The organism is Thiothrix sp. UBA5583 (assembly GCA_002425225.1).
Lineage (GTDB): Bacteria > Pseudomonadota > Gammaproteobacteria > Thiotrichales > Thiotrichaceae > Thiothrix > Thiothrix moscowensis.
The window spans coordinates 102667-122464 of the sequence record DILV01000009.1 but is presented as its reverse complement, the minus strand read 5'-3'; the positions used below and the strand labels follow the sequence as shown (position 1 = coordinate 122464).

The window sequence follows — 19798 nt, the reverse complement described above, 5'->3', positions numbered from 1 at the left end:
TGGCGAATGCAAGATTCCGATGCTGACTACGCGATGACACGGTGCAGTTTCAGCATGGGATTCCTGCATTGCCTTGTCATTAACTACTGCCCACCAGCGCGACCCAAGCGGAACAGCAGTGCCCGGTGTATAATAATTATTCAGGCAGATTAAAGCTCTTGTATTGTGTCGGACTTCCCAGGCAGGGGCAACTCTCCCTAGTTAGATAGATCAGGCATCAATAATGGGAAATTTGAGGGATTTCCAACGCTTGATGGGGCTGCAAGCACCGAATGTTTAAGCTATTATTGCGCATTCCAGTCCGAGGAGCGTTGCAACAAGGTAAAAAACACACCTTGCCAGGCTCGGTCTGTGCTTTTAAAGAGATAACGGCGCTCAGTCATTGTTAATTTTAAGGAGAAGATGTAATGACTGAGAGAAGTTACCTGTTTACTTCCGAGTCCGTTTCTGAAGGCCACCCAGACAAAATGGCGGATCAAATTTCCGACGCCGTTTTGGATGCGATCATCGCCAAAGACCCTTACGCCCGTGTTGCGTGCGAAACCCTGACCAAGACCGGCATGGTCGTATTGGCAGGCGAAATCACTACCACTGCGGAAATCGACTACGAAGGCATCGTGCGTGGTGTGGTCAATGACATCGGCTACAACAATTCCGAAATCGGTTTCGACGGCCACACTTGCGCCGTGATCAATGCACTCGGCAAGCAATCCCCTGACATCGCGATGGGCGTTGACCGTGCCAAGCCAGAAGACCAAGGCGCGGGCGACCAAGGCTTGATGTTTGGTTACGCCAGCAATGAAACTGACGTGCTGATGCCTGCCGCACTGACCTATGCACACCGACTGGTGAAGCAACAAGCGGATATGCGCAAAAACGGCACACTGCCTTGGCTGCGCCCGGATGCCAAATCCCAAGTCACTGTGCGTTACGAAGGCGGCAAAATCGTTGCCATCGACGCCGTAGTGCTTTCCACCCAACACAGCCCAGACATCAGCCTGGATGACCTGCGCATGGGTGTGATGGAACACGTCATTTTCCCTGTCCTGCCAACCGAATGGCTGCACAAAGACACCAAATTCCATATCAACCCCACCGGCAACTTCGTAATCGGCGGCCCTGTGGGCGACTGCGGCCTGACCGGACGTAAAATCATCGTCGACACTTACGGCGGCATGGCACGTCACGGCGGCGGCGCATTCTCCGGCAAAGACCCGTCCAAAGTTGACCGCTCTGCGGCGTATGCAGGCCGTTACGTGGCGAAAAACATCGTCGCGGCGGGCTTGGCAGAGCGTTGCGAAATTCAGGTCTCCTACGCTATCGGTGTTGCGCAACCCACGTCCATCACGGTTGAAACCTTCGGCACCAACAAGGTCGATGAAACCCTGATCGAAAATCTGGTACGCGAACACTTCGACCTGCGTCCGTATGGCATCACCAAAATGCTGGATCTGCTGCGCCCGATTTACCGTGGTACGGCAGCTTATGGTCACTTCGGTCGTGACGACCTTGACCTGCCTTGGGAACGCACTGACCGCGCTGACGCACTGCGTGCTGCTGCTGGCCTGTAATTTTTAAGAACCCCTCACCCCCTAGCCCCCTCTCCCTCAAGGGGCGAGGGGGAACAAGAGAATATACTACCTCTTTGCCCCTCTCCCCTTGAGGGAGAGGGGTTGGGGTGAGGGGTACAAACAAAGGATGCAATATTTATGACAACGTTTAACGACTATATCGTCGCTGATATGGGTTTGGCTGCCTGGGGCCGCAAGGAAATCAACATCGCTGAAACCGAAATGCCCGGTTTGATGATGATCCGCGAAGAATTTGCTGCCAGCCAACCGCTGAAAGGCGCTCGCATTACCGGCTCTTTGCACATGACCATCCAGACAGCGGTGCTGATGGAAACCTTGCGTGCGCTGGGTGCTGAATTGCGCTGGGCTTCCTGCAACATTTTCTCCACCCAAGACCACGCAGCAGCAGCAATGGCTGCGGCTGGCATTCCGGTTTTCGCCTACAAAGGTGAATCACTGGAAGAATACTGGGATTACACCCACAAAATCTTCGAGTGGCCGAATGGCGAACAAGCCAACATGATCCTCGACGACGGTGGTGATGCTACCCTGTTGTTGCATTTGGGCGCACGCGCTGAGAAAGATGCCAGCCTGGTGGCTAGCCCAACCTCGGAAGAAGAAACCTATTTGTACGCAGCCATCCGCAAGCGTCTGGAAACTTCCCCGAACTGGTACAGCACTCGTCTGGCTGAAATCCGTGGCGTGACCGAAGAAACTACTACAGGGGTTCACCGCCTGTATCAGATGCACGCGCGTGGCGAGCTGAAATTCCCGGCCATCAACGTCAACGATTCCGTCACCAAATCCAAGTTCGACAACCTGTACGGCTGCCGCGAATCATTGGTGGATGGCATCAAACGTGCGACCGACGTGATGGTTGCAGGTAAAGTGGCGGTAGTTGCTGGTTACGGCGACGTAGGCAAAGGTTCTGCCCAAGCCCTGCGTGCCCTGTCTGCGCAAGTCTGGGTCACAGAAATTGACCCGATCTGCGCCCTGCAAGCGGCAATGGAAGGCTACCGCGTGGTCACGATGGAATACGCGGCTGACAAGGCTGACATTTTCGTCACCGCCACCGGCAACTTCCACGTCATCAACCATGACCACATGAAGGCGATGAAAAACGAAGCCATCGTCTGCAATATCGGTCACTTCGACAACGAAATCGACGTTGCCTCGCTGGAACAGTACGAGTGGGATGAAGTCAAGCCACAAGTTGACCACGTGATCTTCCCTGATGGCAAGCGCATCACGCTGTTGGCAAAAGGCCGTTTGGTGAACCTGGGCTGTGCGACTGGGCATCCGTCTTACGTCATGTCTTCCTCATTTGCCAACCAGACCATCGCGCAAATCGAGTTGTGGACTGAGCGCGATTCCGGCAAATACCCGATTGGCGTGTACACCCTACCCAAGCATCTGGACGAAAAAGTTGCCCGCTTGCAGTTGAAGAAACTGAATGCACAACTGACCCAGTTGACCGAGTATCAGGCGAAGTACATCGACGTAGCGGTGGAAGGACCTTACAAGGCTGATCATTATCGCTATTAAGGTGTAAGAACCCCTCACCCCCTCACCCCCTAGCCCCCTAGCCCTCAAGGGGCGAGGGGGAACAAGAGGAAAGTTATGACTGACGAACATCAACACGATCATCAGCACGATGATCTGATTTTCAGCTTCGAGTTTTTCCCACCCAAGACCGACAAGGGTGCGGAAAACCTGCGGGCAGTACGCAGCCAACTGGCAGAACTGAAGCCGCGCTTCTTTTCCGTCACGTATGGTGCTGGCGGCTCGACACAAGCCAACACGCTCAACACGGTATTGGAAATCCAGCGCGATTCCGGCATTGAAGCTGCACCGCATTTGTCGTGCGTAGGCTCATCTGCCGAACAAATCCGCGAAATTCTGGATACTTACCGCAACAACGGCATCAAGCACATTGTGGCGTTACGCGGCGACTTGCCTTCTGGTTCGCGTGATCTCGGCGAATTCCGCTATGCCAATGAATTGGTAGCCTTTATCCGTAAGGAAACTGGCGACCATTTCAACATCGAAGTTGCTGCTTACCCAGAAATGCACCCGCAAGCCCCTAACCTCAAAGTCGACATCGACAACTTTGTGCGTAAGGTGAATGCAGGGGCGAACAGTGCGATTACGCAATACTTCTTCAATGCCGATGCCTATTGGCATTTTGTGGATGAATGCGTGAAAAAAGGTGTGGAAATCCCCATCGTCCCCGGCATTATGCCGATCACCAATTATTCACAACTGGCACGCTTTTCAAATATGTGTGGGGCGGAAATCCCGCGCTGGCTGCGCAAGCAACTGGAAACCTATGCAGATGATATGGATGCCATCACGAAATTCGGTGAGGAATTCATCAGCCTGCTGTGTGAAAACTTGCTGGAAACCGGTGCACCGGGGCTGCATTTCTACACCATGAACCGGGTTGAGCCAACCATGAGTATCTGGCGCAATCTGGGGCTGTCGGACTAGGGTCGACTGCAATGGGCTGACCAGCCAGTCCCTGGTTGGTCACACCCTGACGGTCAAACCATCCTGCAACGAACGCCGGTACGCAATCGCTCCCGGAATCAGACTAAACAGCAACGCCAATCCTGCCACCGCTGCCAGCAACAGCGCATCACCACTATCCGGCAGCCACGTACTTAGATACAACCCGTATTCCGCCATGACCCACGGGCGGGCAGCCACTAACCCGACCATGACCAACATTGCCCCGAGCAAGCAACCCAGCACTGCCAGCACGCCTGCTTCCAGCACGAACAGCAGAAACACATGGCGCGGATACGCCCCCACCGCCCGCAGGATTGCCATTTCGCGCCGCCGTTCATTCAAGGTCGACAGCAGCGTGGTCAGCATTCCCAATAAACCTGCCACCACCACCAGGCCACTGATGATACGCAACACCGTTTCAAACATTCCCAAGGCTTGCCACAAATCCGCCAATGCCACACCAGGGACAGTCGCCAGCAAAGGTTCGCGCTTGTAATCGTTGATGTCACGCTGTACCCGAAATGCCGCTGCACGGTTTTTCAGCCCCACCATGAAAGCGGTAATCACTTTGGGTTGCAGATTTTTCTGTAATGCCTCGTCGGCGCTGACCTGATAGCCAGAGACTTTTGCCCCGTTCACCCAGTCGATGTGGATGGCTTCAATCCCCTCCAGCGACACATGCACGGTACGGTCAAGCGGTGTACCCGTCGGCGCAAGAATACCTGTCACCGTGAATGGCTTGTCATCATGTAAAGTGAACGAGGTCGCTGCTGCGCCGTGCGCAATCACAATGTTGTCACCCAGCCTGTAACCCAGTTTCCGTGCCACTTCCGCCCCCAGCACGGCATCGAACACACCTGCAAACGGCTTGCCTTCCGCAAACGCTAGCAAGCGCTTGTCAGCGTAGCGGTAATGGCGAAAATAATCCTGATTCGTACCCAGCACCCGATAACCCTGATGTGAATCACCCAGACTGATGGGAATTGTCCACTCCACCAATGGATTAGCGGCAATATCCTGATACGACTGCCAACTGATGTTGTTAGTGGCATTACCGATGCGGAACACGCTGTACAACAGCAACTGCACCGGGCCGCTACGTGCGCCCACAACCAGATCCGTACCGGAAATCGTGTTGAGGAAACTGCTTTTCGCTTCCTTGCGAATGTATTCAACCCCCAGCAGCAGCGCCACACTGATGGCGATGGAAAACAGAGTAAGCAGCAGGCTGGCGCGGCGGTTCCACAAGCTGTGCAGGGTGAGTTTAAACAGGATCATGCTTGATTTAACTCGCCCAAATCCACCACACGCGGAAAATGACCGGCAATATGCGGGTCATGGCTGACAAACACAATGGTGCTGCCCTGTGCTTCCGCTTCCTGAAACAGCAACTGAAGGAAACCATCACGGGTATCGGTATCCAGCGCGGAAGTCGGCTCATCAGCGATAAGGATTTCCGGGCTGCCAATCAAGGCACGCGCCACAGCTACCCGCTGCTGTTGCCCCACACTCAACCCGGTAACGGCACGTTGTTGCAAGCTGGTAGCCAGCCCCAGATGATCCAGCAAACGCCGTGCGCTAGCCTGCACTTTACCCGCCCGTTGCTTGCGTCGTGCTGAAAATTCGCAAGGTAATTGTACGTTTTCCAACACCGACAAATACGGCAACAGATTAAACTGCTGAAAAATCACTCCCATGTGATCCGCACGGAAACGGTCGCGGGCAGCACTGCCCATTGCCTGCAACCCCTGCCCCAGAATGGTCAGACTGCCACTGGCTGGAGTGAGAATACCTGCCAACAGGTTCAGCAGGGTGGTCTTTCCACTACCGCTGGCTCCACGGATAAACAGGTGCTCCCCCTTGCGCACCCGCAATTCCGCAAGCGCAAGGGTATCGCGGCTTTGTCCAGCCCAACGGTAGTGCAAATTACTGAGTGCAATAACATCCATCAATGGAGCTTGAGAGTGTCGTCCTTATCCAGTTCCTGCGCGGATGCACCTTTATCCGTCACCCACTCAGCACTGATTTTCTGGAAACCTTCGGGGAAAGCACTAAACAGCCTGACAGCCACCTCTGTCAATTCGGCAGGTTTGGTGCAGGCATAAGACCAGGTAACATTTATATCACTGTGTTCGCCCGCTTCGGCGGTAGCGGGTGTCTGCATCTCGTCACCATGCAGTGCGGATAGCACTTCGGTGTCTTTCAGTTCGCACCCGGCTTCCGCATTCAGGGTAAACAGCTCATCCCCGGCTTGGAGCTTTTCCACCATATCCTTCACTTTCTGCTTATCAGCGTCAGTGTTGGGAACATGTTCAAAACCTGCCAGATTGGCGGCAGGCGAATCCAGCGAAATTTCCAGACCTTCTGTCCCCACAGCAATACCAAGTCTGGCAACACCATGCTCATGCGCCGCGTGTTGCTCATGGGCTTCAGCCTGCCCCGCTGGTTGTGCCGCTGTATCCCCTGCTTCTTTAGGCTCGTGTTTATGTTCGTGTTTATCATCATGGGCGCTGGCAGCACTCATGGCAAACAACAAGGCGAGGGTAGCGGTAAACATGAAACGCTTCATCATTGCTCTCCGTTCAAATTCAGGCAAAGTCAGGCGCTATTGTACCGGAACCACGCCGCAGGAAAATCAGTTCAGCACCAAACTCAAGCCAAATCTGCCACCAACGCCGCACGACTGGCCTCTACCAGCGTTACCTCATACGCATAGTTTGGGTGCGTAATCCCCATCTGGATTGCCGCCCCTTCCGTCACTGCCGCCACCATCACAGGCAGCAACTCAAAGCGCAAGAAATGCACCGCTGACGTTTTCTCCTCGGTCTCCCGCTCCAGATCTTCATTGGCAACCGGGTACACCTTGTCGCAACCCGCCACCTGTACCCAGGTGTTGCGCTCAATGCCGATCAGTTTCGACAACCACTGCTTGCGTTCTTCGACATCCGGGAATTCCACCATGAAAGTCGCCTTCCAGTTGGAACCATCCGGGATCAGCGGGTTATAAGCATTCAGCTCATCCTGAATACCATCCGGCTCGAAAATCTTCTCGATACGCAGCATTTCCTGAATCTGGTACTGCATGGTCAGACGGTCTTCAAAATACAGGGTAGCATTCGGGCCAATATGCACTTTGCGATTGGCCTTGTGCGCCATCACCTGCTCGCGGAACGCCTTGCGGTTGACCGCATACTGTTCCAGCCCCATCAAATCCGCACGTGTCAATTTATCCATGATAATCCTCCAAATTTCTTCCTCCCTTCACCCCTTGCGGGGGAAGGGTCGGGGATGGGGGGGTTACAACCCGTAAGCAATCCGCAACATCGTCAACGGATGGGTTGGCTCCTTGGTCTCATCACCCAACCCGTTCTCAATCTGATGCCCCGCCATCGGGCAATCGCTGCCGTAATAATCCGGCTTGCCCTGTTTGACCTTGCTGACAATCGGGCGGCAGATTTTCATCGACACCTCGTGGAATTCGCTTTTCACCGCATACGTTCCGTCATGCCCGGAACAGCGTTCCAGCAACTCCAGTTTGGTATCAGGAATCAGTTCCAGCAGTTCGCGGGTCTTGTAGCCGATGTTCTGTACCCGCAGGTGGCAGGAGGTGTGGTAAGCCACCTTGCCCAAAGATTGCTTGAAGCTGGTATTGAGCTTGCCTTCCTTGTGGCGCAGCATCAGGTACTCGAACGGGTCGAAAATACGCCCACGTACTGTCTGCACCTCGGCATCGTCCGGGAACATCAGCGGCAATTCCTGCTTGAACATCAGCACGCAGGAAGGCACTGGCCCGACAATATCCCAGCCGTCGTTGATCAGTGTCATCATCGCCGGGATATTGACTGCCTTGGCTGCCGCCACCGCTTCCAGATCGCCCAGTTCCAGCTTGGGCATCCCGCAGCACTGCTCCTTGTCCAGCAGCGTGACCGGAATACCGTTGTGCTCGAACACCTTGCGCAGGTCTTCGACAATGTGCGGCTCGTTGTAATTGCCGTAACAGGTGGCAAAAATCGCCACCTTGCCGGTGGTACGCCCCGCTGCCACCGCTTTGGACGCATCCAGCACCTTGTGACGGGCAACCCGATCACGCCCCTTGTCGCTGTGGTAAGACGGGATTTTGGCATTCGGATGCACACCCAACACCTTGTCCAGTTGCGCCCGAAACGCCGGATGCTGGTTGACCTTGTTGACCAAATCCACCACCACCGGGATGCCAGCCAGCTTGCCGACCATATCGGTGGAACTCAGCACCTTGTCACGGAACTTGGTCTTGCCCTGCTTGAACTTGGCGGCTTTGGCACGCAGCATCAGGTGTGGGAAGTCGATATTCCACTCATGTGGCGGGGTATACGGGCATTTGGTCATGTAGCACAGGTCGCACAGGTAACAATGATCGACGACCTGCCAGTAATCATCTTTCTTGACCCCATCCACTTCCATGCTTTCGGAATTATCAACCAGATCGAACAGGGTGGGGAAGGAATTGCACAGGCTGACGCAACGGCGGCAACCGTGGCACAGATCGAAGACGCGCTCCATTTCTTTCAGGACAGCTTCTTCGTTGTAGAATTCGGGGTTTTTCCAGTCCAGCGCGTGACGGGTAGGGGCTTCAAGGCTGCCTTCGCGTTTCGGGGTTGCCATGTTGTTGTTCTCCGTAAGAAACCCCTCACCCCCTAACCCCCTCTCCCTCAAGGGGCGAGGGGGAACAAGAAAAGAGCTTCTCTTAGCCCCTCTCCCCTTGAGGGAGAGGGGTTGGGGTGAGGGGTATTTTGGTTATGCGTCCAGATTATCCAGTGCCTTCTGGAAACGGTTGGCGTGGGAACGCTCAGCCTTGGCCAGGGTTTCAAACCAGTCGGCAATTTCGTCGAAGCCTTCGTCACGCGCTTCTTTGGCCATGCCAGGGTACATGTCGGTGTATTCGTGGGTTTCGCCCGCGATGGCCGCTTTCAGGTTATCGGCAGTCGCACCGATAGGCAGACCAGTTGCGGGGTCGCCGGACGCTTCCAGATACTCCAGATGACCGTGTGCGTGCCCGGTTTCACCTTCGGCGGTGGAGCGAAAAACAGTGGCAACATCGTTGTAACCTTCCACGTCAGCTTTAGCTGCGAAGTACAGGTAGCGGCGGTTGGCTTGGGATTCGCCTGCGAATGCGGCTTTCAGGTTGCCTTCGGTTTTACTTCCCTTCAGTTCCATGATGGACTCCTCGGTTTGTGTGGTTGATTAAACTATTTGGTGCATTGTACTCTAAGCAAAGGACTTGCCCAGTTCCAATTGTATATTTTGAATGTTTCATTCGATTTAAACGAACACCGAAATTCAGGAGAGAAATAATGAAACTTGCCGCGCCTGCCTACACACTCGCCTCAGTTGCCGTGTTGGCGCTGATGATCATGCGCCCACCTGTTGACGTTACCACTCCGGCAGTAGCAGCCCCCGTACCCACAGCTCCTGTCGCGCAAGAAACAGTACCAACAGCACCTGCCACAGCGGAAGTCGCTCCTGCGCTAGCCCCCAGTGCACCACAGGCAAGTGCCCTAACCCCGGCTCCAGCAGCCCCCCAAGAAGCAGCTCCTGTACCGGCAGCACCAACAGCCGTAACACCACCTGATACCAGCAACCTCGCACCAGCAGCCCAACCGCCCACTCCCCCTGCCACAGATGCAGTACCCGCCCCCGGTGGACAAGTGACACCGGAGGAAAAAAAAAATTTGATGTAACACCCACCTCAAACAAGCCAGCCCCGGACGCCAACGCTATTCCCGACTACGCCCGCGAACAGCGTATGGCGAGTGAAATCCGCGACAGTATTCTGGATGGAGAAGTCGTTACACTAAATGACGGCAAACAGGATTTCATGGGCATTCTCACTCCAGCAGAGCAGGCACGTGGCGCGGTCATCATCCTGCACGGGCGCGGCTACCACCCGGACTGGGAAGACGTTGCCCATCCACTCCGGGTAGGGTTGGCAGCCAAGGGCTGGACTACCTTATCCCTACAAATGCCGGTACTGGAAAAAGAAGCCACGTATTATGCTTACGTCCCGCTATTTGCCAATGCCGACCGGAGGATTGACGCAGGCATCGCCTTCCTCAAACAAAAAGGCATCAACACCATCGTACTGGCTGCACATAGCTGCGGTGCTCACATGGCGATGAACTGGGTTGTCAGCAAGGGTGACGGTGCGATTGCCGCTTACATAGGCATGGGAATGGGAGCAACAGACTACAACCAGGATATGGTGCAAACATTTCCGCTGGACAAGATGAAAGTACCTGTACTGGATTTGTATGGGGAAAAGGAATATCCGCAAGTCATCAAAACCGCAGGAGAACGCCAAAGCCTCATGCAAAAGGCTGGCAACCCACACTCCAAGCAAATGGTATTACCGGAGGCCGACCATTACTTCAAGGAAAAGGGGGAAGAGCTAACGGCTGTAGTCGCCACTTGGCTCAACAGCTTACCCTGATACTACACTCACCTAAAACACAAAAAGCCGCAAATGCGGCTTTTTTGAGGTCTACACATCAGGATAATGCAGGTTTACATGCACCTGGAATACGCCCGAACCCCACCAGACGCTCACCCCAATAGCCTTCCAGCTTATCAGTAGTAATTGCCTTACCAGTGCGCGGGGCATGGACAAACTTGTTGTCGCCCAAATAAATGCCTACATGCCCGATACGGCGACCACGGGTATTAAAAAATACCAAATCACCTTTGTCGGCAGATGCCTTGGGAATTTTGACTGAAGCATCATATTGGGCTGCCGCCGTGCGTGGTAAAGAAACACCTGCGCCCTTACCAAAGGCATACTGGGTTAAACCACTGCAATCGAAGCCGGTTGCTGGGCTTTCGCCGCCCCATTGATACATTTTGCCCTGCTGTTTCTGCGCATTCCACACCACACGATCCAGCAATGTTACGTCACCTTTAGTCGGCAACTTGGTAACAGCACCAACACCAGCACGGCTTTTGGCATGTGCCAGTTGGACAGCATACTTGCCACTATTGGAAGCATCAGAGGTTTTGGTGTTTTCCGCAGAACAACCTGACAAAACCAGAGCTACTACCCCTACTGAACAAAGGGCAAAAGTTTTCACACTACCACTACTCATAATAAACAAAGACCTTCCTACGATACGAAACTCAAGGAGTCCATTTTGAGGAAAAATGCATCTTCCCGACGCAGGAGTAACATTACAAGCCATTCATCCAAAAAACAACGCCCCTAATCAATATTTAAACAACATCTTATATTGAATGTTTCAATTGTTTCAAAAAAGCTAAACTGTCTCCAAAACACCACAAAAACAGGGGATTGCTTAAAAAACGTTTAAATTAGAATATTTGAATATTTATAAAATTCAAATAAACAAACAAAGCCTCAAGGCGCACAACAGCTCACAGGCTGCCAGTGTTCCGCCCATAGAAAATCTCTTTCATTTCCTTGCGCAACTGGGTTTCAATCTGTGTCAGGTCTTTTTCAAAATAATCATTTTTTCCCAGACCAAACAAATAGTTATCCAGATCAAACTCTTTCAGCATCATCTTGGTATGGAAGCTGTTTTCCTGATAGACATTCACGTCAATCATGGAATACACACGCTTTGTTTCTGCTGACAGGAAGTTCTGAATGGAGTTGATCTTGTGATCAATAAAGTGCTTTTTACCCTTAACATCACGGGTGAAGCCGCGTACACGGTAGTCCATGATGACAATATCCGACTCGAAACTATGTATTAAATAATTCAATGCTTTCAGGGGCGAAATGCGCCCACAGGTGGAAACGTCAATATCTGCACGGAACGTACTGATACCGTTGTCAGGGTGACTTTCCGGGTAGGTGTGAACAGTCAGGTGACTTTTGTCCAGATGGGCAACCACATCTTCCGGGTAAGGGCCAGGACGCGCCGAGTTGGAGAGCTTTTCCTCCGGGATAACCGGCTCCTCAGACACCAGGATGGTAACGCTGGCTCCCTGTGGGTCATAGTCCTGCCGTGCTACATTGAGTATGTTTGCACCAATAATATCTGCCACATTGGTGAGGATATTGGTCAAACGATCAGCATTATACTCTTCGTCAATGTAAGCCAGGTATTCTTCACGGTGAGCCGGACTTCGTGCGTAGCAGATGTCATAAATATTGAAGCTCAGGGTTTTTGTCAGGTTGTTAAACCCGTGCAGACGAATCTGTTTCTGATGACGCTCAACCAACTCTCGTGGCCCTCTTGCAAAAATACCAAAAAAGTGAAGACCTGCCCGCCAAGGCAGCATGGATGCGAACTATGCAAGACTATACCCTTGCTTGCAAGTGAAATTCGTCCCTCAGACCGCCTCACGTATTTCAAAATCATGCGTCACTTCAGCCGTTTTCGCCAGCATGATGGAAGCGGAACAATACTTCTCGGCTGACAACTTGATGGCACGCTCCACCTTGTCGGTAGCTAGATTGCGTCCACTCACGACGAAGTGCATATGGATGCGGGTAAACACCTTGGGTTCCTTGTCGGCACGCTCGGCTTCAATCTGCACTTCACAGTCGGTGACCTGCTGTTTTGACTTTTGCAGGATCAGCACCACATCAAACGAGGAACACCCACCCAGCCCCAGCAGCAACATTTCCATCGGGCGCACACCAAGGTTGCGCCCTCCCAGCTCTGGTGGGCCATCCATCACCACGGAATGACCACTGCCGGATTCACCGACGAAACTCATACTATCCAACCACTTGACCCTAGCTTTCACTGTGTACTCCTGACAGATTGCAAAAGGGTGATGCTAACACAGACCGGAACTTGACTTAACTCACCCCACCCCCTTAATCAGTGTGGTAAGCTGATTGAAATTAATCAAACGGAGAGTAACGAATGTTTGGAGAATCCCACGATTTGGCAATCGAGTTCCCTGAGTACAAAGAGCGGATCCATGACCTGAAAATGCATGACCGGCATTTTGCCAAACTGTATGACGAGCACAGCGAAGTAGATGCACAACTGCACCGGATTGAACAGGGTATTGAAGTTCATGCGGACGAGTTTGTTGAAACCCTCAAGCTACGCCGCCTGCACCTGAAAGACGAGATGTACGGACTGATCAAGCAAGCAGCCGCGTAATCTTACGCAGCCTGTGCCAGCCTGTTTTCAATTGCGTCCAGCAGCAGGCTGGCAATATTAGCTGAATAGATGTAATCCAGTTCCCGGATACAGGTGGGGCTTGTGACGTTGATTTCCGTCACATAATCACCGATCACATCCAGCCCGACAAACATCAACCCCATATCCCGCAGTACGGGGCCGATTGCCGCACAAATGGCAAATTCACGCGCAGTCAAATCCACGCCTACCCCAGTGCCGCCTGCCGCCAGATTGGCACGCCCTTCGCCTTCTGCTGGAATCCTTGCCAGCGCGTGCGGGAATGGCTCTCCGTCAATCAGCAAAATCCGTTTATCACCCTGCTTGTATTCCGGCAGGAAACGCTGCGCCATCACGGTGCGTTGCCCCTGCGCCGTAATGGTTTCCAGAATAACATTGCGGTTGGGATCGTCTTGCCTGACCTGAAAGATCATGGAACCACCCATGCCATCCAGCGGCTTGACCACGATACACTGGTGCATGGACAGGAATTCACGGATACGCCCCATGTCGCGGGTGACGCGGGTTGGCGGGCAAAATTCGGGAAACCAGGCAGTGAACAGCTTTTCATTGGCAGCACGAATGCTTTCCGGGCGGTTGACCACCAGCGTGCCACGTTTTTGTACCAACTCTAGCAGGTAGGTGCTGTAGATATATTCCATGTCGAAAGGCGGATCCTTGCGCATCAGGATCACTGGCAATTCATGCAAAGGCTTGATAACCGCATCACCCATAGCATACCAGCCGGAAGGATCATCCCTGACTGTCACTGGGTTCATTTTCGCATACACCACCCCGTCATCGGCAAACAGGTCGCCTTGCAGGATGTGGAATAACGGGCAACCGCGCCGTTGCGCTTCCAGCATCATCGCAAAGGTACTGTCTTTCTTGATATTGATGCTGGCAATCGGATCCATAACGATGCCGACGGTATAAGGATGGGAATGCTGTTGCATGGCTCACAACCCGCTGATGGATGATCAGAATTCTGCTTTCAAATCGCGCGAAATCAGTTCCTGTACCGCTTGACGGGGAGGAAGCTGTTCATACAGGATGCGGTAAACAGCCTCACAGATGGGCATTTCCACGCCAGCGGCGGCAGCCAGTTTGCCAATGGACTGGGCAGATTTGACACCTTCCACTGCCTGACCAATTTCGGCGATAGCCGTTTGCATGTCCTTGCCCTGTCCCAACGCCAAGCCCAACCGACGGTTACGGGACTGATTGTCGGTACAGGTCAATACCAGATCGCCCACACCTGCCAATCCCATTAGGGTTTCCGGCTGCGCACCAAAACGGGTTCCCAGCCGCATGATTTCTGCCAAACCGCGCGTCACGATGGCAACACGGGCATTTGCGCCGAAACCCAGACCATCCGAAATACCGGCGGCGATAGCCAGCACATTCTTGACGGCCCCTCCCAGTTCAACGCCTAACACATCATTGCTGAGGTATACCCGGTAGTTGGTGGCATGGAAGGCTTGTGCTACAGCTTGTGCCAGCGCGAGGCAGGTTGCCGCCACTGTCATGGCAGTTGGCAGGCTACGCGCCACTTCGGAAGCAAAAGTCGGCCCGGAAACCACCGCATACGCCTGACACTGGGGCAATTCCTCTTCCAGCACCTGATGCAGCAGCTTACCACTATCCAGTTCCAGCCCCTTGGTTGCCCAGATAACCGCATCCTTGTCCGTCAGCAAAGGTGCTAGCTGTTGCAGCAAACCACGGAATCCGTGACTGGGAACAACAACCAGGTGGTAATCGGCAAAGGCAGCCACGGCCTGCAAATCACTGGAACAATGTAGTGAGTCAGGAAAGGAAATCCCCGGCAGGTAATGCTTGTTTTCACGCTGTTGAAGCAAGTTTTCAACGTGCGCTGGACTAATGTCCCACAACAATACCTCCAGCCCGTTACGTGCCAATTGCAATGCCAGCGCGGTTCCCCACGAACCGGCACCGTAGACCGCAATGGACTGGATGGCATTATCACTCACGCAGGTTGACCAGCCTGTTGCTCTTCCTGCAAACGGCGGGCGTAGAGCGCATCAAAATTGATGGGGGAAAGATGCAGTTCAGGAAAACTGCCCTTTGAAACGAGACTGGCAATGACTTCACGGGCATACGGAAACAGGATGTTGGGGCAGTACGCTGCCAGCAACTGGTTCAGTTGCTCCTGGGCATAGCCGGTAATGAAAAATACGCCGCCTTGCTTGACCTCAACCAGAAAAGCTGTTTTGTCATTGCTTTTCACGGTAATGGTAATCGCCAGTTCCACTTCATAGTTGTCGTTAGTCAGTGGATTAACCAAGGTATTCAAGTCAAGGTTCGTATCGGGGTTCCATTCCTGGGTGAATACACCCGGCGAGTTGGGCGCTTCAAACGAGACATCCTTGATGTAGATGCGCTGAATGATGAATTGCTGTTCTTGTTGTTCTGCACTCATTAAATTATGCCCCTTCGGCTGTATGGTGATTAAAAAGCAGGGTATCCAGCTTGCCTGCACGCTCCAGTGCAGCCATGTCATCATACCCGCCGACATGCAAGTCGCCAATAAATATCTGGGGAACCGTATCACGCCCGCTCAGGCTTTCCATTTCCTGCCACAGGTCAGCATCCATACCAACATTGATTTCTTCCCACACGATGTCCTTGCTGGTCAGCAAGGCGCGGGCACGCAGGCAGTAAGGGCAGAAACGGGTCGCGTACATCCGTACAGGTGAATGCTTCATCGCTTGCTGACTGGCAGGTTCGCTGATTCCCATGCCATCATTCCTCCAGCCAGATTACTGACATCCTGGAAACCGGTTTTGGTCAGGACATTGCAAGCATGGGCAGAACGGTTGCCACTGCGGCAGTAAACCAGCAAAGGTTTTTCTTTGGCAGAATCCAGCTCGACCATGCGGGTTTTCAACTGAGCCAAGGGGATATGCTTTGCGCCCTTGATTTTCCCGCCGCGCACTTCGCTCTCTTCACGCACATCCAGCACCACAGCATTGTCATTGTTCAGGATCTGAACAGCTTGCGTAGCATTAACCTGTTTGTATTTACGGGTCAGACGGCTGAACTCCGTCCAGATGATCATGCCGACAATACCGACCAAACCTGCGATCAGCAATGGATGGTTGCGGGCAAAAACGAGATACTCTTCCACATTAAACCCTTTAGCCAAAAGACAGGAGCCAAAGATATACAGTGAAACAGGGTACGTAAACCCCTGTTCCATGAATTTTTACACTAGGGAAACAATCTCTCAGTGGGGTGTGCTGCAAAAAACTTCCTGCATCATGCTGATCAACCGCAAGGTACGGTAATCGCCGACACGATAATAAACACGGTTGGCATCCTTGCGTGATGCCAAAATGCCCTTGTCGCGCAAGATGGCCAAATGCTGGGAGATATTGCTTTGGGACGTGCCCACGTTATCCACAATGTCCTGCACACTGACTTCCTTGTCACCCAAAACACAGAGAATTTTCAGGCGTAACGGGTGGGAAATGGCTTTCAGTGAGCGTGAAGCGCGGTCGATGTCTTCCTCTTTGACCAGTACATCATCAAGTGTAAAGTCACAATTGACGCCAACAGCGATGCTACCCATATATTCCTCATCCAACATGGTAAATTTCCAACATAAACACCTGCAAACGCATGGACGATAACAGTATATTAGTATAGATGGATACAATGATATATTGTGTGCCCCCCAGTGTCATCCCCAACACGGGTAATTTCCTGCATTTTTACAGGTTTTCGCAGGGAAATTAAGCGCATAAATGCTGCCCTTATCTGTAATCAATACACCACCTCCCAACTCTTATGGTAGACTCTGCTCCACGTAAATGCTCAGAATACTGATAAGCGGTGAAATTCTACACAAATCTATACTTTTGCTTGCTGCTGTTGCCTTGGGGAATGCTTCATGCGGCTGATACCACCAAGCAAAAACAGCTACAACGCGAAATACGCCAGCTTTCAAGCAGTCTGGATTCCCAAAAAGATGAATCCGACGAATTGCAGGCCGAAGTAGCACGTCTGGAAAAAAAGCTGGGCGAAGCCTCTGGTCGGCATTATCAGACGGAAAAAAAAATCGAGGAAACCATCAACAAGCTGCATGACACCAACCAGCAGAAACTAAAACTGGAAACCGAGCTGGAATCACAAAAAGCCGGGCTGGCACAACAGCTACAGGCGCTCTATTCCACCGGAGGCCAGTCGCACTTGCGCCTGCTATTGCGCCAGGATGACCCTTCCGACATCAGCCGGACTGTACGTTACTTTGGCTACCTGAATGAGAACCGGGTGGCGCGTATCCAGAAAGTGCAGAAAACCCTCAAATCCATCGACACCCTGCGAGCCTCCATCGACAAGGATCGCGTCTACCTGCAAGACCTGAACAAGTCGTTGGAACAGCAAAAACAGGAAATGGAAAGCACTCTTTCCACCCGCTCCGTCACACTTGCCAAAATCAAGACAGACATCCGCAGTACGGAAAAAAAATTAAACAAGCTAAAGGACGAAGAAAACAGCCTGCAAACCATCGTGGATGACATTGCTCGCAAAACGGAAACAGCCGCGTCACCAGACACAGAAACCCCAGCGCCCACCTCTCAGAGAAACGAACCAACCAAAACCGCCAACACACCACGTGCTGAAGAAACCACCGATACAACCGTCAAGAGCAGTTTCACCCCGGACAAACCTTTTTCTACCCTGCGCGGCAAACTGTCCTGGCCTATCCAGGGAAAAATCATTCACGGTTACGGCTCTTCCCGTAATGAAAAGCAAACCTGGCGGGGTGTGGTCATCTCGGCTCCCGGCGGCAGCAGTGTCAAGGCAGTTGCCAAAGGCAAGGTTGCCTTTTCCGGCTGGCTGGATGGCTACGGACACTTGATCATTCTGGAACATGACAACCGCTATGTCAGCCTGTATGGCTATAACCGGGCGGTCTACAAAAAGGTGGGGGCGATTGTGGGAGCCAATGAAACCATTGCCGCAGTAGGCAATTCCGGTGGGCGCAGCCAAGACGGTTTATACTTCGAGATCAGGCAAGGTTCAACCCCGCAAAATCCGGCTCGCTGGTGTCGTTAACCCCAAGCAAGGTCATTGCATCAGGCTGGACTTGAAAATAAGTGACAAACAAATCATTGTTGCAACAACAAAGTGCATTTTCGCCACACAGTGATACACTTGGGCTGCTTATGCGCACGGAAACAAGCACACTCTGTCGACAAGGATGCAGGCAGACGAAAAATACCGGAGAGATAGATTATATGCATACACGTTACCGCGTTCTGGTTGGCACTATGGCTGGCGTCCTGATTGGCGTTACCACCAGCATCAGCCTGAATGTCTTCGCTTTCAAGCAAACCGTCGAAAGCTCTCCGCCGCTGGATGAGTTGCAGCAATTTTCCGAGGTCTATTCCCGCATCAAGGAAAGTTACGTGGAAGAAGCCAAGGACAAGGATCTGATGACCAACGCCATCCGTGGGATGCTCAACGGCCTTGATCCGCACTCTGCCTATCTGGATGAAGACGAATTCAAGGAACTGCAAGTTGGTACCAGTGGCGAATTTGGCGGTTTGGGCATTGAAGTCGGCATGGAAGACGGCTTCGTCAAGGTCATTTCCCCGATTGACGACACCCCCGCACAGCAAGCCGGTTTGCAGGCTGGCGACCTCATCATCCGTCTGGATACTACCCCTGTCAAAGGCATGAGCCTGAATGATGCCGTCAAACTCATGCGCGGCAAACCGGGAACCAACATCGACCTGATGATCGTGCGCGAAGGCAAGGACAAACCTTTCAAGGTCAGCATCAAACGCGCCATCATCCAAGTGAAAAGCGTCAAGAGCAAGATGCTGGATCCGGGCTACGGTTATATCCGCATCACCAGCTTCCAGGCCAAGACCACTGAAGCCATGCTGGAAGCACTGGAAAGCCTGAAAAAGGAAAACAACGGCAAACTGCGTGGGCTGGTACTGGATTTGCGCAACAACCCTGGTGGTGTATTGAATGCAGCAGTGGGTGTTTCCGACGCTTTCCTTGAGTCGGGCAAAATTGTCTACACCGAAGGTCGGGTTGCCGATGCCAAGATGGAATATACCGCCAACAAAGGTGATTCGCTAGAAAATGCCCCGATCGTGGTACTGGTCAACCGGGGTTCTGCCTCCGCTTCCGAAATCGTCGCTGGTGCACTCAAAGACCACAAACGCGCCCTGATCATCGGACAAAAAACTTTCGGCAAAGGCTCAGTACAAACCGTTCTGCCTCTGGATGAAAAAACAGCCGTCAAACTGACTACTGCCCGCTATTTCACACCATCCGGGCGCTCCATCCAGGCAGAAGGCATTGTCCCTGACATTGAAATCAAACCAATGAAACTCAAGGATGACAAAAATGCCGAAGACGATGCTTTTGACCCACTGACCGAAGCCGATCTGAACAAGCATCTTGATAACCCGAATGGTGAAAAGAAGTCTGAACAGACTGCCACTCCAGCAGCACCTGAAGAACAGACACCGGAAGGCAAAGCTTCCCCGACAGAAGGTGCAACAGACAAGGACAGCAAGGAAGCCAAAGACAACACAACTG

General features: G+C 52.8%; 22 protein-coding genes, 1 pseudogene and 1 riboswitch. Of the genes and pseudogenes, 8 read left to right on the top strand and 15 right to left on the bottom strand.

The window, feature by feature from the left end; all coding sequences use genetic code 11:
* Positions 1–297: 297 nt before the first annotated feature.
* Positions 298–384, top strand: a riboswitch (S-adenosyl-L-homocysteine riboswitch).
* Positions 385–407: 23 nt separating this feature from the next.
* The 3 genes from metK (at position 408) to metF (ending at position 4061) form a co-directional block, all read left to right on the top strand.
* Positions 408–1571 carry a methionine adenosyltransferase gene (gene metK, locus B2U47_RS02995; protein ID WP_296678449.1) on the top strand — a complete coding sequence of 388 codons (1164 nt, stop codon included), beginning with the start codon at positions 408–410 and terminating at the stop codon, positions 1569–1571.
* A 138-nt stretch (positions 1572–1709) separates the two neighbouring features.
* Entirely contained in the window at positions 1710–3116 is a 1407-nt protein-coding gene (gene ahcY / locus B2U47_RS02990) for an adenosylhomocysteinase (protein WP_296683808.1), read from the top strand.
* A 75-nt stretch (positions 3117–3191) separates the two neighbouring features.
* On the top strand, positions 3192–4061 hold the full coding sequence (gene metF / locus B2U47_RS02985) for a methylenetetrahydrofolate reductase [NAD(P)H] (protein ID WP_296678444.1): 870 nt from the start codon (positions 3192–3194) through the stop codon (positions 4059–4061).
* A gap of 39 nt (positions 4062–4100) precedes the next feature.
* Here metF and B2U47_RS02980 read toward each other — a convergent pair whose 3' ends face one another.
* The 6 genes from B2U47_RS02980 to B2U47_RS02955 all read right to left on the bottom strand — a co-directional run bounded on the left by B2U47_RS02980 (position 4101) and on the right by B2U47_RS02955 (position 9275).
* A complete protein-coding gene (locus B2U47_RS02980; protein WP_296678442.1) occupies positions 4101–5360 on the bottom strand; it encodes an ABC transporter permease in 1260 nt (419 codons plus the stop codon).
* A complete protein-coding gene (locus B2U47_RS02975; RefSeq protein ID WP_296678441.1) occupies positions 5357–6031 on the bottom strand; it encodes an ABC transporter ATP-binding protein in 675 nt (224 codons plus the stop codon). The genes B2U47_RS02980 and B2U47_RS02975 overlap by 4 nt, the downstream gene beginning before the upstream one ends.
* Positions 6031–6651 (bottom strand): DUF2796 domain-containing protein, encoded by a 621-nt coding sequence (locus tag B2U47_RS02970; RefSeq protein ID WP_296678439.1) that lies wholly within the window; start codon positions 6649–6651, stop codon positions 6031–6033. Before B2U47_RS02970 ends, B2U47_RS02975 begins: the two co-directional genes overlap by 1 nt.
* Positions 6652–6734: 83 nt before the next feature.
* Positions 6735–7316 carry a DUF3501 family protein gene (locus B2U47_RS02965; protein WP_296678437.1) on the bottom strand — a complete coding sequence of 194 codons (582 nt, stop codon included), beginning with the start codon at positions 7314–7316 and terminating at the stop codon, positions 6735–6737.
* A 63-nt stretch (positions 7317–7379) separates the two neighbouring features.
* Entirely contained in the window at positions 7380–8723 is a 1344-nt protein-coding gene (locus B2U47_RS02960; RefSeq protein ID WP_296678435.1) for a (Fe-S)-binding protein, read from the bottom strand.
* Between the two features lie 132 nt (positions 8724–8855).
* Positions 8856–9275 (bottom strand): rubrerythrin family protein, encoded by a 420-nt coding sequence (locus B2U47_RS02955; protein ID WP_296678434.1) that lies wholly within the window; start codon positions 9273–9275, stop codon positions 8856–8858.
* Positions 9276–9412: 137 nt separating this feature from the next.
* On the opposite strand from B2U47_RS02955, the gene B2U47_RS02950 reads away from it, so the two are divergent.
* On the top strand, positions 9413–9799 hold the full coding sequence (locus B2U47_RS02950) for a hypothetical protein (RefSeq protein WP_296678431.1): 387 nt from the start codon (positions 9413–9415) through the stop codon (positions 9797–9799).
* 11 nt (positions 9800–9810) lie between these two features.
* Positions 9811–10548, top strand: a pseudogene (locus tag B2U47_RS17235) (DUF3530 family protein); the annotation flags it as partial.
* Positions 10549–10606: 58 nt separating this feature from the next.
* Here B2U47_RS17235 and B2U47_RS02935 read toward each other — a convergent pair.
* The 3 genes from B2U47_RS02935 to B2U47_RS02925 all read right to left on the bottom strand — a co-directional run bounded on the left by B2U47_RS02935 (position 10607) and on the right by B2U47_RS02925 (position 12827).
* Positions 10607–11197, bottom strand: a complete 591-nt coding sequence (locus tag B2U47_RS02935; RefSeq protein WP_296678429.1) for a C40 family peptidase — start codon at positions 11195–11197, stop codon at positions 10607–10609.
* Between the two features lie 286 nt (positions 11198–11483).
* The gene (gene speD, locus B2U47_RS02930; RefSeq protein WP_296678427.1) at positions 11484–12296 is read right to left on the bottom strand and encodes an adenosylmethionine decarboxylase; all 813 of its coding nucleotides are present in this window, start codon (positions 12294–12296) and stop codon (positions 11484–11486) included.
* A gap of 111 nt (positions 12297–12407) precedes the next feature.
* Entirely contained in the window at positions 12408–12827 is a 420-nt protein-coding gene (locus B2U47_RS02925; protein ID WP_296678425.1) for an OsmC family protein, read from the bottom strand.
* Between the two features lie 122 nt (positions 12828–12949).
* Here B2U47_RS02925 and B2U47_RS02920 point away from each other — a divergent pair, with 122 nt between their 5' ends.
* Positions 12950–13195 carry a YdcH family protein gene (locus B2U47_RS02920; protein WP_296678423.1) on the top strand — a complete coding sequence of 82 codons (246 nt, stop codon included), beginning with the start codon at positions 12950–12952 and terminating at the stop codon, positions 13193–13195.
* 2 nt (positions 13196–13197) lie between these two features.
* Here B2U47_RS02920 and gshB read toward each other — a convergent pair whose 3' ends face one another.
* From gshB to B2U47_RS02890, 6 genes are all read right to left on the bottom strand, one after another.
* Entirely contained in the window at positions 13198–14169 is a 972-nt protein-coding gene (gene gshB, locus B2U47_RS02915) for a glutathione synthase (protein ID WP_296678422.1), read from the bottom strand.
* 24 nt (positions 14170–14193) lie between these two features.
* The gene (locus B2U47_RS02910; protein ID WP_296678420.1) at positions 14194–15204 is read right to left on the bottom strand and encodes an NAD(P)H-dependent glycerol-3-phosphate dehydrogenase; all 1011 of its coding nucleotides are present in this window, start codon (positions 15202–15204) and stop codon (positions 14194–14196) included.
* The gene (gene secB, locus B2U47_RS02905) at positions 15201–15653 is read right to left on the bottom strand and encodes a protein-export chaperone SecB (protein ID WP_296678418.1); all 453 of its coding nucleotides are present in this window, start codon (positions 15651–15653) and stop codon (positions 15201–15203) included. The genes B2U47_RS02910 and secB overlap by 4 nt, the downstream gene beginning before the upstream one ends.
* Positions 15654–15657: 4 nt before the next feature.
* Positions 15658–15972: a glutaredoxin 3 gene (gene grxC, locus B2U47_RS02900; RefSeq protein WP_296678416.1), complete on the bottom strand. Its 315-nt coding sequence runs from the start codon at positions 15970–15972 to the stop codon at positions 15658–15660.
* Entirely contained in the window at positions 15936–16361 is a 426-nt protein-coding gene (locus B2U47_RS02895; RefSeq protein WP_296678415.1) for a rhodanese-like domain-containing protein, read from the bottom strand. Before B2U47_RS02895 ends, grxC begins: the two co-directional genes overlap by 37 nt.
* Before the next feature lie 99 nt (positions 16362–16460).
* Positions 16461–16805: an ArsR/SmtB family transcription factor gene (locus B2U47_RS02890; RefSeq protein WP_296678560.1), complete on the bottom strand. Its 345-nt coding sequence runs from the start codon at positions 16803–16805 to the stop codon at positions 16461–16463.
* Positions 16806–17068: 263 nt separating this feature from the next.
* Here B2U47_RS02890 and B2U47_RS02885 point away from each other — a divergent pair, with 263 nt between their 5' ends.
* Together B2U47_RS02885 and B2U47_RS02880 are read left to right on the top strand one after the other, a co-directional pair.
* Complete coding sequence (locus tag B2U47_RS02885; protein WP_296678414.1) at positions 17069–18295, top strand: murein hydrolase activator EnvC family protein; 1227 nt, start codon at positions 17069–17071, stop codon at positions 18293–18295.
* Positions 18296–18477: 182 nt separating this feature from the next.
* Positions 18478–19798: S41 family peptidase (locus B2U47_RS02880; RefSeq protein WP_296688231.1), on the top strand; the 1321-nt coding region annotated here is incomplete at its 3' end.